This is a genomic window from Streptomyces sp. NPDC034099 (assembly GCF_055575415.1).
The window spans coordinates 970,487-984,668 of the sequence record NZ_JBVISR010000001.1; the positions used below are offsets into that span (position 1 = coordinate 970,487).

14 protein-coding genes are annotated in these 14,182 nt (G+C 70.3%); 9 read left to right on the top strand and 5 right to left on the bottom strand.

The features are described 5' to 3' along the window. Positions 1-276 precede the first annotated feature (276 nt). From ACZ56V_RS04625 to ACZ56V_RS04640, 4 genes are all read left to right on the top strand, one after another. The gene (locus tag ACZ56V_RS04625) at positions 277-678 is read left to right on the top strand and encodes a DUF6153 family protein (RefSeq protein ID WP_468939147.1); all 402 of its coding nucleotides are present in this window, start codon (positions 277-279) and stop codon (positions 676-678) included. A 120-nt stretch (positions 679-798) separates the two neighbouring features. Then, the gene (locus tag ACZ56V_RS04630; RefSeq protein ID WP_468939150.1) at positions 799-1,440 is read left to right on the top strand and encodes a DUF305 domain-containing protein; all 642 of its coding nucleotides are present in this window, start codon (positions 799-801) and stop codon (positions 1,438-1,440) included. A 92-nt stretch (positions 1,441-1,532) separates the two neighbouring features. Then, positions 1,533-2,432 (top strand): F510_1955 family glycosylhydrolase, encoded by a 900-nt coding sequence (locus ACZ56V_RS04635; RefSeq protein WP_468939152.1) that lies wholly within the window; start codon positions 1,533-1,535, stop codon positions 2,430-2,432. Between the two features lie 80 nt (positions 2,433-2,512). Next, on the top strand, positions 2,513-3,055 hold the full coding sequence (locus ACZ56V_RS04640) for a DUF4396 domain-containing protein (RefSeq protein ID WP_468939154.1): 543 nt from the start codon (positions 2,513-2,515) through the stop codon (positions 3,053-3,055). 66 nt (positions 3,056-3,121) lie between these two features. On the opposite strand, the gene ACZ56V_RS04645 is transcribed toward ACZ56V_RS04640, so the two are convergent. Both ACZ56V_RS04645 and ACZ56V_RS04650 read right to left on the bottom strand, forming a co-directional pair. Beyond that, positions 3,122-3,532 carry a four-helix bundle copper-binding protein gene (locus ACZ56V_RS04645; protein WP_468939156.1) on the bottom strand — a complete coding sequence of 137 codons (411 nt, stop codon included), beginning with the start codon at positions 3,530-3,532 and terminating at the stop codon, positions 3,122-3,124. A 147-nt stretch (positions 3,533-3,679) separates the two neighbouring features. Beyond that, positions 3,680-5,113 carry an MFS transporter gene (locus ACZ56V_RS04650; RefSeq protein ID WP_468939159.1) on the bottom strand — a complete coding sequence of 478 codons (1,434 nt, stop codon included), beginning with the start codon at positions 5,111-5,113 and terminating at the stop codon, positions 3,680-3,682. A 209-nt stretch (positions 5,114-5,322) separates the two neighbouring features. Here ACZ56V_RS04650 and ACZ56V_RS04655 point away from each other — a divergent pair, with 209 nt between their 5' ends. Together ACZ56V_RS04655 and ACZ56V_RS04660 are read left to right on the top strand one after the other, a co-directional pair. Continuing rightward, complete coding sequence (locus ACZ56V_RS04655; protein WP_468939162.1) at positions 5,323-5,970, top strand: TetR/AcrR family transcriptional regulator; 648 nt, start codon at positions 5,323-5,325, stop codon at positions 5,968-5,970. Positions 5,971-6,254: 284 nt separating this feature from the next. After that, positions 6,255-7,691, top strand: coding sequence for an MFS transporter (locus tag ACZ56V_RS04660; protein WP_468939164.1), 1,437 nt, complete (start codon positions 6,255-6,257; stop codon positions 7,689-7,691). A 106-nt stretch (positions 7,692-7,797) separates the two neighbouring features. Here the strand turns inward: ACZ56V_RS04660 and ACZ56V_RS04665 are convergent, their stop codons facing one another. The 3 genes from ACZ56V_RS04665 to ACZ56V_RS04675 form a co-directional block, all read right to left on the bottom strand. Continuing rightward, a complete protein-coding gene (locus ACZ56V_RS04665) occupies positions 7,798-8,043 on the bottom strand; it encodes a hypothetical protein (RefSeq protein WP_468939167.1) in 246 nt (81 codons plus the stop codon). Positions 8,044-8,803: 760 nt separating this feature from the next. Then, on the bottom strand, positions 8,804-11,065 hold the full coding sequence (locus ACZ56V_RS04670) for a heavy metal translocating P-type ATPase (protein ID WP_468939170.1): 2,262 nt from the start codon (positions 11,063-11,065) through the stop codon (positions 8,804-8,806). An 89-nt stretch (positions 11,066-11,154) separates the two neighbouring features. Next, a complete protein-coding gene (locus ACZ56V_RS04675) occupies positions 11,155-11,433 on the bottom strand; it encodes a heavy-metal-associated domain-containing protein (RefSeq protein WP_468939173.1) in 279 nt (92 codons plus the stop codon). A gap of 177 nt (positions 11,434-11,610) precedes the next feature. Between ACZ56V_RS04675 and ACZ56V_RS04680 the strand changes: the two genes are divergently transcribed. From ACZ56V_RS04680 to ACZ56V_RS04690, 3 genes are all read left to right on the top strand, one after another. Further along, on the top strand, positions 11,611-12,567 hold the full coding sequence (locus ACZ56V_RS04680; RefSeq protein ID WP_468939176.1) for a hypothetical protein: 957 nt from the start codon (positions 11,611-11,613) through the stop codon (positions 12,565-12,567). A gap of 28 nt (positions 12,568-12,595) precedes the next feature. After that, positions 12,596-12,877: a metal-sensitive transcriptional regulator gene (locus tag ACZ56V_RS04685; protein WP_468939179.1), complete on the top strand. Its 282-nt coding sequence runs from the start codon at positions 12,596-12,598 to the stop codon at positions 12,875-12,877. A gap of 514 nt (positions 12,878-13,391) precedes the next feature. Further along, entirely contained in the window at positions 13,392-14,147 is a 756-nt protein-coding gene (locus ACZ56V_RS04690; protein ID WP_468939182.1) for a DUF5131 family protein, read from the top strand. Positions 14,148-14,182: the final 35 nt, after the last annotated feature.

A 14,182-nucleotide genomic window follows, 5' to 3' on the forward strand; every position in this document is an offset into this window, starting at 1 on the left:
CGGACTGTAACGGCTTGCATGCATGCGGTCGTTGTGTGCCGCCGGCCGCCTGAGGTCCGGGTGACACGCTCTCCGGGTTGGGCGCCGCTGGGACGTCCGCATATGCGGGTTGAGGCGGGCTCGGCTTCACGGCACATACGAGTGCCGCCGATCACCGGATCGGGTGAGTCCCCTCGCCACCTGGGCGAGTGGCGTGCCCGGAGACGCCGGCGGGGGCAGCCCCCGATCACGCCGTCACACCTGCCGCTTCCACGAGGGGCCCGTACCATGGGTGCCGTGACCAGGAGCCCCCGATCAAGCAGCCGCCCTGCCGGGCGGCTGTTCGTGCTGCTGGTGATGGCGGTGCTGGCCGGCGTGCTGGGCATGCATGGCCTCGCCCCCGGGGCGGCGCCGGCTGCGCAGAAGGGCGCAGGCCACGACATGGTGATGGCCGCGGCGGACGGCGTCCCGCACGCGGACGGGGGATGTACGCACACGGATGGCGGGTCGAGCCATCTCGATCACGCCGACGGGACATGTGCGGCTGCCGGCACGGGTTCGGCGTACACGCCGCCCGCGCTGACCGGCGCCCTGCTGGACGCGCGGCCCGCCCCTGCCCCCGCTGCGGCGTTCTCCGGGTCGCCGCATGACGGCCGGGCCCCACCCGATCTTTCCGAGCTGCAACTCCTGCGGATATAGAGCGGCCCGCTCGGTACCCCTGTAGCCGGTGCCTCCCGGTGACGGGTGCCGTGCTTTCGCACGCCCTGACATCCCTTCCCACCGCGCGCCGCGAACGGCGCGTCAAGGAGTTGCACCACCATGATCCGCAAGCGTTCCCTCGTCCGCCGTACCGCCGCCGTTGCTGCCGCGGGTGCGGCAGCACTCGTCCTGGCCGCCTGCGGCGGCAACGGCGACGGCGACAGCTCGGCTGGACACGACGGCCACAACGCCACCACCTCCTCGTCCGCCCCGGCATCGGCATCGGCGTCGCAGGGACAGCACAACGCCGCTGACGTCGCCTTCGCGAAGGGGATGATCCCCCACCACCGCCAGGCCGTAGAGATGGCCGACCTCGCGCCCGACCGCGCGCAGTCGGCCGAGGTGAAAAAGCTCGCCGCAGACATCAAGAAGGCCCAGGACCCGGAGATCAAGACGCTCTCCGGGTGGCTGACCTCCTGGGGCGAGGACGTGCCCGCCGAGGGTGCCATGGACCACTCCATGCATGACATGGGCGGGATGATGACGGCCGAGGAGATGACCGAGCTCGAGAACTCCTCGGGCAAGGCGTTCGACACCGCCTTCATGGAGATGATGATCAAGCATCACGAGGGCGCGGTCGAGATGGCGAAGACCGAGCAGGCCGACGGCGCCTACGGACCGGCCACCAAGATGGCCGGCGAGATCGTCAGCTCGCAGAGCGCGGAGATCGAGCAGATGAACGGACTGCTCGGCAAGGGCTGATCGCTCAAGTCGGTGCGGGGTGGACGCCGAGGCGTCCGCCCCGCACCGGCCCACCCACCCTCACGCCCTTCTCCCCGCCTGGACCTCACACCATGATTCGCATACCGCGGCACCGTTCGCGTGCCTTGATCCTGCTCGCGGCCACCGGCCTGCTCCTCGCCTCCTGTTCCGCCACCGACACCACCGGAACCGGCGGAGACGGGGCCGCTCCCGACCCGGGGACCGGCCACCTGCACGGCCTGGGCGTCGACCCGGCCGACGGCACGGTCTACGCCGCCGGCCACCACGGCGTCTTCCGCCTGGAGGGCAGCACCGCGACCCGGGTGGCCGACCGCTATCAGGACACGATGGGCTTCACCGTCACCGGCCCGTCCACATTCTTGGCCAGCGGTCACCCCGGCCCTGCCGAATCCGGCACTCGGCCCGCCCATCTGGGTCTGATCCGCAGCACGGACGCCGGCCGCACCTGGCAGACCGTCTCCGCCGAAGGCGACGCCGACTTCCACGCGCTGGAGGAGGCCGGTGATGCGCTGTACGGATTCGACAGCCTGAGCGAGAGGGTGTGGGCCAGCACCGACGGGGGCCGCACCTGGGCCAAGCGCGCGAAGGTGGCGGCGCTCGATCTCACCTCCCACCCGGGCAGCGCGGCCACCGTGTGGGCAGCCACCGGCACGGGCCTGGCCCGCAGTGATGACGGCGCGCGGACCTTCCAACCCGTCTCGTCGGCGCCCGGACTGGTCGCGGTGGAGGAGCCGGAACCCGGCAGGCTGCTGGCGCTCACGGCCGACGGCCGCCTCGTCACCAGTCGCGACGGGCGGACGTGGACGGAGCAGGGCCGCTTGCCTGCGGGCAGGGAGGGCAGGGTGCTGACCGCGGTGACCGCGCAGCGTCTGCTGGCGGCGGACAGTGCCGATGCCGTCTACGAGTCCGTCGATGGCGGGCGCACGTGGAAGCTCCTCCAGCACCCGACAGCGAGTTCGGATCATCCCTAGCCAGATACCCCCGGGGGGTATATGGTTTCTGTGATGGGGCCGCCAGGGGCCTTGCGGGACATAGAACGGGGATGAAGATCATGGACCACAGCACGCACCACTCCGGTACCGCACACGACCACGCCGCCCATGCGGGCGGCCACGGCGAACACAAGGGGCACGGCGGGCATCACGGCGGGCAGGCGCACGGCACCACGTGGGCGACGGCCATGAAGGCGACGCTGCACTGCCTCACCGGGTGCGCCATCGGCGAGATCCTCGGCATGGTCATCGGTACCGCGCTGATGTGGGGCAACGTGCCGACCATGGTGCTGGCCATCGCCCTGGCCTTCGTCTTCGGCTACTCCCTCACCCTCTTCGCGGTGGTGCGCGCCGGGGTGTCCATGAAGGCCGCGGTCAAGGTGGCGCTGGCCGCCGACACCGTCTCCATCGCCGTGATGGAACTGGTCGACAACGGCATCATCGCCCTCGTCCCCGGCGCGATGGACGCGCACCTGTCCGACGGCCTGTTCTGGTACGCCCTGCTCGGCGGCTTCGCCGTGGCGTTCGTGATCACCACGCCGGTCAACAAGTGGATGATCGGCCGCGGCAAGGGCCACGCCGTCGTCCACGCCTACCACTGAACCGCATCACCACAACGCCGGGCCGCCCCCAGAAACCTGGGGGCCGCCCGGCGTTGAGCAGCCGAGTCAGGCCAGATTCGCCAGCAAATCGTTGCACGCCTGCTCGCAGCGCCGGCACGCTTCGGCGCAGACGCGGCAGTGCTCGTGCATGTCGGCGTGGGCGGCACACTCGTCGGCGCACGCCTTGCAGACGGTGGCGCAGGCTTGCAGGACGGCGCGGGTGACGTTGGCGTCGTAGCCCGTGTGCCGGGACAAGACCGATGCGGTGGCGTTGCAGACGTCGGCGCAGTCCATGTCGGTGCGGATGCACTTGGTCAGATCGCCGACCATGCCCTCCGACAGACAGGCGTCGGCGCACGCGGTACACGCCTGAGCGCAGGCGAGGCACTCCTCGATGCACCTGGCCATCGCTTCCTGGTCCACGCCACCCAGGTCTGCGGGGTAGGTGCGGAGCATGTCGTTGACGGATGTGCTCATGGGGCCGCTCCTGTTCTGCTGCTGACGGAGCACCGGACAGCGTCCGTTGCGCGGTGCCTGCCGGGTATCACCCGACCGCGCGCCGCAAACGGTCACCGCCTCGCGCACTCCGAGGAAGAACATCGGCTTCACGGGGCGAGACAGAGGTCAGTGCACGTGCGGTCCGCCCGTCATCCGGGGCTTGCCCTGCGGCACGAGCGGCAGGGCCACGACTGCGGTCACCGCGGCCACGGCCGCGCACAGCGTGAAGGCGTCGGTGAATCCGCCGGCGGATCCCCGTTCGAAGCCGGAGGCCGCGACGGTGGAGACGACTGCCACGCCGACCGAGCCGCCGACTTCGTGGAAGGTGTTGACCACACCGGACGCCAGCCCGGCCTCCCGGTGCTCGACCATGGCAAGCGCTGTGGTGGTCGCGGTGACGAAAACCGCGCCCAGACCGAGGGCAGCGACGACGAAGCCCGGCAGCAGCACGGCGTACACGCTGTCCGTGTTCGAGAGCCGGGCCAGCGACACGGTTCCGGCGGCGGCGATGGCCATGCCGCCGCCGGCCGTCGCACGGCTGCCGATCCTGCCGACCAGGCGGGAGCCCAGGTGTGCGCCGACGCCGGTGGCGACGGCCACGGGCAGGAAGACCAGTCCGGTCCTCAGCGGGCTGAAGCCGCGCAGGTGCTGGAGGTACACCGACCCCAGGAAGAAGTAGGCGATCAGCAGCGCCGTGGCCATGAGCATGAGGAACGCCCCGGCGAGGACGGGCCGCCGGGTGAACATACGCAGGTCCATCAGCGGAGCACGACTGGTTCGCTCGACGGCGGTGAACAGTGCGTAGGCTGCGAGGGCGCCGGCCAGCGGGAACAGGGTGGACGGGCTCCCCCAGCCGGAGTCTCCCGCTTCCACCAGGCCGTAGATCAGCGCGCCGGTTCCGGCGGTGGCCAGCAGGGCCCCCGGGAGGTCGAGCCGGGCCGGTTGCGGGGCACGGGCCGCCACGACGCCGGGGAGGGCGGCCAGGACGACGAGTCCCACGGGCACGTTGACATAGAAGACCCATGGCCAGCCCGGCCCGTCGGTGAGCGCCCCGCCGAGCAGGACACCGGCGGCGGCGCCGGACCCGCCGATGGCCGCCCATGCGCCGAGGGCCTTGGGGCGTTCGGGGCCGTGGAAAGTGGTCGTGACGAGGGAAAGTGCGGCGGGAGAGAGCAGTGCCGCGCCGCCCCCCTGGGCGATGCGCCCGCCCAGCAGGACCGCGGCGTTGCCCGCCAGGCCGCAGACCAGCGAGGCAGCCGTGAACAGGGCCAGTCCGACCAGCAGGGTCCGACGGGCGCCCAGCACGTCCGCGAGGCGCCCGCCGAGCAGCATGAGACCGCCGAAGCAGAGGGTGTACGCGGTGACGACCCAGGTCAGTGACTCACGGCCGAGGTCGAGGTCCGCGGCCATGTCGGGCAGCGCCACGTTCACGACGGTGACGTCGAGGATCAGCATGAACTGCGCCAGGCAGAGGAGAGCCAGAGCGACCCACCTGTGTGGATGGGCGTGAGGGTCGGCGTGGCCCGGTGGGTGCGAAGCGCCGACGGTCGGGTGCGTCATTTTGAGTCCTTGGATGAGGCCCGACGGATGAGGCCCGGGCGGCGGAGGACGAGGCGAAGGAGCTGTGGAGTCGGTCACCGACGCGCGATGCGTGCGGACGGCAGTGACGAACCGGCATGCCGCAGGGTGTCCACCGTCCGCGAGTTGAACTGTACTGTGCAGTTCATGTGAACTCAACCGTTCAGTACAGGCAGGTGTAGGCTCGGAACATGGACACGGAAGGGGCCAAGCAGCCGCCGAGCGGGCCTCGCGCCGCCCTCAAGCGACAGGCCATCGTGCGAGCCGCCCGTGAACTTTTCCTCCAGGACGGCTTCGGCATCGGCATGGACACCATTGCCGCAGCGGCGGGCGTCTCCAAGGTGACGGTCTACAACCACTTCGGCAGCAAGGAAGCGCTCTTCACCGCGGTGATCGCGGGTGCACTGGACGACTCCTTGTCCGGGGAGCCGTCAGCCACGCTCGCCAAGCTCGTCGAGGCCGACGACCTCCGCCCGGCCCTGCTCGACGCCGCGCGACGGTGGGTCCACTCGGTGCGCACCAACGACGACGTCACCGCGCTGCGCAATCTGGTCGCCGCCGAGGCGCGCCGCTTTCCCGAGCTGGGCCGGGCCTGGCAACACCACGGGCCGGAAGGCCATCACCCCGCCGCCGCCCAGGCCCTGCGCGCCCTCGCCGACCAAGGCCGCCTGGTCATTCCCGACCCGGAAACGGCGATCATCCAGCTCTACGCACTCCTGATCTTCCCCCACCTGGTCTTCGGCACCTACGGCACACACATCGACGAGGACCTCACCGACCGCCTCATCGTGAGCGGCGTCGACATGTTCCTGGGCCACTACGGCCCCCGCCCCGCCTGACGGACACTCGCCCGACATCCACACAGGACCGGACCCGCGCCGACCTGACGCCCGGGTTGGCCCCGGAAGCCTCGCACCCACCACGGCTTGCTGCGGCATGCCCGCAGACGGCGCCCCAGTGACATCCCCGCCCCCGGACTCTCCTGCCGGGCCTGGATGACCTCGCACACAGCGTGCCCCAGAACAACAATCCCCTTCCGGAATACCCCAGGGGGGTATATCGTTCGGTCGCGAGACAGAGATACCCCCTCGGGGTATCTGGATTCAGTGGGAGGGAACGAGCGATGTCAACCGTCGATCCACGGCGCTGGTGGGCACTTGTAGTGCTGGCCGCCGCGCAGTTCATGGTCATCATGGACACCTCGATCATCGGGGTGGCCCTTCCGGAAATGCAGCGCGACCTGGGCTTCTCCCAAGGTGACCTGCAGTGGGTCTTCAACGCCTACGTCATCGCCTTCGGCGGGCTGCTGCTGCTCGGCGGTCGCCTGTCCGATCTGCTGGGAGCCCGGCGGGTGTTCGCCGGCGGATGGGTCGTGCTGATCGCCGGCTCCGTCGTCGCCGCCGCCGCGAGCACCGCCTGGGTGGAGGTCGTGGGCCGTGCCGTGCAGGGCGTGGGCGGCGCGCTGATCGCGCCTGCGTCCATGACGCTGCTGATGATGCTCTTCGGCCACAACCCGAAGGAACTCGGCAAGGCGCTGGCCCTCTACGGTGCCGCCGCCCCCGCCGGTGGCACCGCGGGCGTCTTCCTGGGCGGCGTGTTCACCGAGTGGGCGAGCTGGCCCTGGGTGTTCATCATCTACGTCCCCATCGGCATCGCGACCCTGGCCGCCACCGGGCTCCTGCCCGCCGTCGCACCCAGCCGCGGTGCGGTCGACGTCCTCGGCGCCGCCTCCGTCACCGCCGGCCTGGCACTCGCCGTGTTTGCCGTGGTCCGCGCACCCGAGGTCGGCTGGGGCGCCACAGAGACGGTGGTGGAACTGCTCGGGGCCGCTGTGCTGCTGACCCTCTTCCTCGTCGTGCAGAAGTCGGTGAAGACGCCACTGATGCCGCTGCGCGTCTGGCGCACCCCGGGCCTGGGCGTCTCCAACCTGGCGATGACGCTGCTGGGTGCCGCCTGGATCCCGATGTGGTACTTCCTCAACCTCTACCTGCAGCAGGTCCTCGGCTACGGAGCCTTCGCCAGCGGTGCCGCCCTGCTGCCGATGACCGGCCTGCTGATGGTCTTCATGACCCTCATCACCGCCCGCCTGCTGGGCCGCTTCGGTGCCAAGCCGCTGATCTCGGGCGGCCTGTTCGTCCTGGCCGCGGGCCTGGTCTGGCTGGCGGCGGTCGAGCCGACCGGCACGTTCGTGGTCGACGTTCTGCCGGCCTCGCTGGTCGCCGCGACCGGCATGTCGCTGGCCTACATCCCGGCGATGATGTCGGCGATCTCAGGGGTGCCGCAGGAACAGGCCGGTCTGGCCTCCGGCATCGTCAACACCACCTACCAGGTCGGTTCCGCACTCGGCCTCGCCGCCCTCACCGCCCTGGCCACCTCCCAGGGAGCGGACAAGATCGGCGACCTGCCCGCCCTCACCGACGGCTTCAGCGCCGCCTTCATCGGCGCCGCGGCCGTCGCCGCCGCGGGTGGTCTGCTGACGGCGGTGCTGATGCGGGGCCGCCCGGCATCGCCCGGCGCTGAGGAGCCCTCGGCCGCGAACAGCGCGTCCGTCAACGCCTGACCCATGGGCTGCGGGTGCACCCTGGCAGCCGACGGGACCGTTCCGCACTGACGATGTCGGTGCGGAACGGTCCCGTCTTGTCTTCCCGCTCGCCGCTCGTGGGCGGTCAGGTGCAGCAGTCGCAGCCGGGGCGGCAGCCGTAGGCACCGCCCGGCGTCGGCGGCCGGGCCGCCAGGGGCGCGGAGGGCGCGCAGCAGCCCTTGCTCTGCAAGGCATCGCGGCCTGCCATGAGGGCAATGGCGGCGATGACAAGGGCGGCGATCGGATCGGCCCCGGACCAGCCGAGTGTGGCATCGAGGACCGCCCCGCCGCCGAGCAGCTCAGGGGCGTGCTCGAAGAACTCGGTCTGCACGAAACCACGTTCACCATCCGGACCATCGCAGACCAGGCGGAGGTCGAGCGGCTCGGCCTCACTGGCTCGTCGACCATCCTCGTCGACGGCCAGGACTCCTTCACTGAGCCCGGCCGCGCAGCCGGGCTCACCTGCCGGGTGTTACCGCACCCCGGACGGGCTGGCCGGACTCCCCGCCACCGGCCAGCTGCGCCAGGTCCTGGCCGACGCCTCCTGAGCCGGCCGGGGGGGCTACGGGGCCGGCTGGAGAGGGGAGCGGAGCGCCCTAACGGGCGGTATCCACCGTCCAGGCCACCGACTTCCACACCACCGGCCTTGAGTAGCTAGGCGGGAGATCCACACCCGACTTGGTCGACGCCCTCGCCGACGACTGGGTCCTGGGCGAGGTGCACGTCTTCGGCGAGGGCGACTTGCCCGCCGCCTGTGACGCGTCACCCAGACTCTGCAGCGATGGCCAGTGGCCGCTCCCACGATGACTGGGCATACGGGGCGGGGGTATGGACGCCATATGGAAGCGAAGGGCATTGCTCAGTTGGCAGCCAGGGCGACCAGGGTGTCGTCATGCGGGACGTGGTGCGGAGTCGGCACGGCGCAGGTGACGTTGGTCCGGCAGGTGTTGGGGGTATGTCTGCGCGCGCAGATCACGCTGGGCAAGTACTCGGGAGCCTGCGCGGGGTGACGCCTGCGGGCCCGAAGCGGGAAGGCAGAAGTGGGGGAGGGCGGGCCATCAGGCCCGCCCTCCCCCACTTGGGAAGTGTTCTCAGCTCGCGGCCTTGAAGCCGCGCAGGCGAAGGGAGTTGCCGACGACGAAGACGGAGGAGAAGGCCATGGCCGCCCCGGCGATCATTGGGTTGAGGAGCCCGGCCGCGGCGAGCGGCAGGGCGGCGATGTTGTAGGCGAAGGCCCAGAAGAGGTTGGACTTGATGGTGCCGAGTGTCTTGCGAGCGAGGCGGATGGCGTCGGCTGCCGCGCGCAGGTCGCCGCGGACGAGGGTGAGGTCGCCGGCTTCGATGGCGGCGTCGGTGCCGGTGCCCATGGCCAGCCCCAGGTCGGCCTGGGCGAGCGCGGCGGCGTCGTTGACCCCGTCGCCGACCATCGCCACCGAACGGCCCTCGCTCTGGAGGCGCTTGACGACATCAACCTTGTCCTCGGGCATGACCTCGGCGATGACGTGCTCGGGAGCGATCCCGACCTCCGAGGCCACCGCCTCGGCGACGGCCCGGTTGTCGCCGGTGAGGAGGATCGGGGTCAGACCCAGGACGCGCAGCCGGGTGATGGCTTCGGCACTGGTCTCCTTGACGGCGTCGGCGACCTCCAGGACCGCCCGCGCCTCGCCGTCCCAGGCAACCGCGATCGCGGTGCGTCCCGCCGCCTCCGCTTCGGCCTTGGCGCGTGCCAGGTCGACGGGCAGGTCCATGGCCCACTCAGCGAGGAGCTTCTCGCGGCCCACGAGGACGGCGTGCCCCTCGACGATGCCCTGCACGCCGAGACCGGGGACATTGGCGAAGTCCTCCGGGACGGGCAGAGTGCCCGTGCGGGCGGCCGCTCCGGCGGCCACTGCCTGCGCGATCGGGTGTTCGGAGGCGTGCTCCAGGGCGCCGGCCAAGCGCAGTACGTCCGTCTCGTCGGTGCCCTCGGCGGTGTGCACGGCGAGCAGGGTCATGCGGCCGGTGGTGACGGTGCCGGTCTTGTCCAGGACGATGGTGTCGACCTTGCGGGTGGACTCCAGGACCTCGGGGCCCTTGATGAGGATTCCGAGCTGGGCGCCGCGCCCGGTGCCGACCATCAGCGCGGTCGGCGTGGCCAGGCCCAGGGCGCAGGGGCAGGCGATGATCAGAACGGCGACGGCCGCGGTGAACGCGGCGGTCAGCCCCGCGCCGTTGCCGATCCAGAAGCCGAGGGTGGCCAGGGCGAGGGCGATGACGACCGGGACGAAAACGCCGGAGATGCGGTCGGCGAGCCGCTGGGCGGCGGCCTTGCCGTTCTGCGCGTCCTCGACCAGCTTCGCCATGCGGGCCAGCTGCGTGTCGGCGCCGACCCGGGTCGCCTCGACGACCAGCCGGCCGCCCGCGTTCAGGGTGGCGCCGGTGACCGCGTCGCCCACGCCGACCTCGACGGGCACCGACTCGCCGGTGAGCATCGACGCGTCCACTGCGGAGGTGCCCTCGACGACCGTGCCGTCGGTGGCGATCTTCTCGCCGGGGCGGACCAGGAAGCGGTCGCCCACCGCCAGTTCCCCAGTGGGGATCGTGCGTTCACTGCCGTCGGGGCCCAGTACGGTGACGTCCTTGGTGCCCAGTTCCAGCAGGGCCTTCAGCGCGGCGCCGGCCTTGCGCTTGGAGCGGGCCTCGAAGTAGCGCCCGGCGAGGATGAAGGCGGTCACCCCGGCCGCCGCCTCCAGGTAGATGTTCCCGGAGCCGTCGCCGCGGGCGATGGTCAGCTCGAAGGGATGGGTCATGCCGGGCGTGCCCGCGGTGCCGAGGAACAGCGCCCACAGCGACCACAGGAACGCCGCCGACGTGCCCACCGAGATCAGGGTGTCCATGGTGGCCGCGCCGTGCCGGGCGTTGGTGAACGCGGCCTTGTGGAAGGGCCAGGCCGCGTACGTCACCACGGGCGCCGCCAGGGTCAGCGACAGCCACTGCCAGTTGGCGAACTGCAACGCCGGCACCATCGCCATCGCGATCACCGGGACCGCCAGCACCACCGCCGTCACCAGCCGCTCCCGCAGGGGGCGCAGCTCGTCGGCGGTCTCGGCGTCCGCCGGCCCGGACTCGGCGCCGGTGCGCACCGGTTCGGGTTCGCGGGCCGTGTACCCGGTCGCCTCGACCGTGGCGATCAGCTCCGGGACGGACACGTCACCGGCGTAGCTGACCTTCGCCTTCTCCGTCGCGTAGTTGACGGTCGCGGTGACCCCGTCCATCCGGTTGAGCTTCTTCTCGATCCGGGCGGCGCACGAGGCGCAGGTCATACCGCCAATGGCGAGTTCTACCTCGGCTGTGTCGGGGACCGTGGTGGCCATCAGTGCTCCTCGTGCTGATCGGCGAACAAGGGGAAGAAACGAAAGAGGGGGCCGGGCCCGCGTGCGGGCCCGGCAGGTGTGCGGACGCTTCAGGCGGCGCGGCCGGTGAGCTCGTAACCGGCGTCGTCGACGACCTTGGCCAGCAGCGCGTCGTCGGGCTCGTCCTTCGTGGTGACGCTGACCTGGCCGGCTTCGAGATCGACGTCGACCGCCAGGACGCCGTCCAGCGCGCCGATCTCCTTGGTGAGCGTGGCCTTGCAGTGGCCGCAGGTCATCCCGGAGACGTCGTAGACGGTGGTGGTGCCCGCCGTGGCCGTGGCCGAAGTGGTGCCGGTGGAGCAGCTGCCGTCGGGGGTGCAGCAGGACATGGGTTCCTCCTAGACAAGGCGATCACGTACCCCTGGGGGGTACCCTGGCGCCATCATGTATACCCCCCCTAGGTATGTTTGGCAAACATTGACAGAGCCACTTGCGTATACCCCCCAGGGGTATATAGTCGGCGTCAAGTTCAGCAGAAGCGCGACGCCGACAAGAGAGGGCACGTCATGAACACCGGCGTGAAGATCACCGTTTTCGCTGCCGCGCTCGCGGCCACCTTCGGTACTGCCTACGGGGTCGGCGCGGCGATCGACCCCGCCGCCGGAGACCAGGAGCCGGCAGCGCACGCAAAGCACGACCGCCCGGCACCGTCCGGCCACGGCGGCCACGCGAACGCCGCCCCCGCGGGCCTGCAGATCTCCGAAGCGGGATACACCCTGGACCTCAAGACACCTCGCGTAACCGCAGGTGAAGAGAGCGAACTCCGCTTCGCCATCCGCGACCAGGACGGACACCAGGTGACGTCCTTCCGGCGCGAGCACGGCAAGGAGCTCCACCTCATCCTCGCCTCACGCGACTTGGTCACCTACCGCCACCTGCACCCCACGCGAGCAGCCGACGGCACCTGGAGCACCCCCGTCGACCTGCCCGCCGCCGGCACCTACCGCGTCTTCGCCGACTTCACCCCGGACGCCGAAGGCGCCACCAACCTCACCCTGGGCGCGGACCTCGCCGCCTCCGGCGCCTACAAGGCCGCAGCCCTGCCCGAACCCGCCGCCACCACAACGGTCGACGGCTACACCGTCACACTGAACGGCGCCCTGTCCCCCGGCAAGGCGGGCGAGCTGACCCTCAGCGTCAGCCGCGACGGCCGCCCGGTCACCGACCTGGAGCCCTACCTGGGCGCCTACGGCCACCTGGTCGCCCTGCGCTCCGGCGACCTCGCCTACCTCCACGTCCACCCCAACGGCGAACCCGGCGACGGCACCACCAAGCCTGGCCCCGGCATCTCCTTCACCGCCACGGCGCCCAGCGCCGGGACGTACCGCCTGTTCCTCGACTTCAAGCACAACGGCGCCGTCCGCACCGCGGCCTTCACCGACCACACCGGCAAGTCGACTCCCACCGACGCGCCGAAGCCGGCAACCGGCGAAGAGCACACCGACAGCAACCACCAGCACTGACCCCGCGAGAAGAAGGGAGAAGAGGCCGATGGCCAGCTACAGCAATCGAAAAGAGGACGTACTCAAACGACTGCGGCGGATCGAAGGGCAGGTCCGAGGTCTGCAGCGCATGGTGGAAGAAGACACCTACTGCATCGACGTCCTCACCCAGGTCTCCGCCACCACACGCGCCCTGCAGTCCTTCGCCCTGCAGACGCTCGACGAGCACATGGACACCTGCGTACGCACGGCCGTGGCGGACGGCAGTGAAAACGGCGACATCAAGCTGAAGGAAGCCAGCGACGCCATCGCCCGCCTCGTGCGCTCCTGACGAAACAGGCCCATGCGCGATAACCGCACGTTCAGAATGGCCGATGGAGCGGAACTCGTCGGTCGGCAAGGCGCCTCGTTCGAGATGCGGATCAGCACCCCCTCAGACGACAACGGGTTCTTCAACCATCGGTGAGGGTGTCGAGGACAGCGTCGTCGGGCCCGCCATCCTCGCTGTGGTCCTCCACGGTCGGCAGACAGCCGGTGTCCTCGGCGGCCTTGTGCACGCTGACGCCCGCGGCGATGCGGAAAGGTCCGCTGCTTCATGTGCTCGCTACTGATCCATCGCCCGGGGTACATCCGGCCGGGACACAGTCGCAGGCCGACCTTCCCTTCAGAGGAACGGCACCGATCGACTCTCGATCCCAACACCCCCTTCACAGAACACCTGTTCGAAGTGAAGTATGGGGGCGATCGCGTGTCAGTTCGGCACGTCGCTCGTTAGGCAGCGCAGTCGAAGCGCCGGGTGGGAAAGACGCTGATGACCGGCGTCCACCCACTACGGGAGGGGACCCATGGGCGATCGCAGCACAATCGAGTGGACCGAGGCGACCTGGAATCCCACCACGGGATGCGACCGGATCTCCCCCGGGTGTGACAACTGCTACGCCTTGACGTTATCCAGGCGTCTCAAGGCCATGGGTGTTGCCAAGTACCAGACTGACGGGGATCCCAGGACATCCGGCCCGGGCTTCGGCCTCCGCCCTCACCCAGACGCATTGGCCATTCCCCGCCAGTGGAAGGCCCCACGGATGGTCTTCGTCAATTCCATGAGCGACCTCTTCCACGCCAAGGTCCCCCTGGACTTCGTCCGGCAGGTCTTCCAGGTGATTGCCGAGACTCCCCAGCACACCTACCAGCTACTGACCAAGAGGGCCCGCAGGCTGCGGCGCGTTGCCGACGAACTCGACTGGCCCTCGAACCTGTGGATGGGCGTCTCCGTCGAAGACGCAGAGCGCCTGGATCGTGTCGACGACCTTCGACAAGTTCCCGCTGCCGTGCGCTTCCTGTCCTGTGAGCCTCTCCTCGGTCCGCTTACCGGTCTGCAACTGGACGGCATCGGCTGGGTTATCGCCGGAGGCGAGTCCGGGCCCCACCATCGCCCCGTACGAGAGGAGTGGTTGGTGGACATCCGCGACGCCTGCAACCACGCCGGAGTGCCCTTCTTCTTCAAGCAATGGGGTGGCCGCAGCCCGAAGTCAGGGGGCCGCGAACTCGACGGAGCGACCTGGGACGAGATGCCACCCCGACTGCCTGTCGCAGCCCATTAACGGCCAAAGTCCAGCAGACGCCGTACGCACTCTGG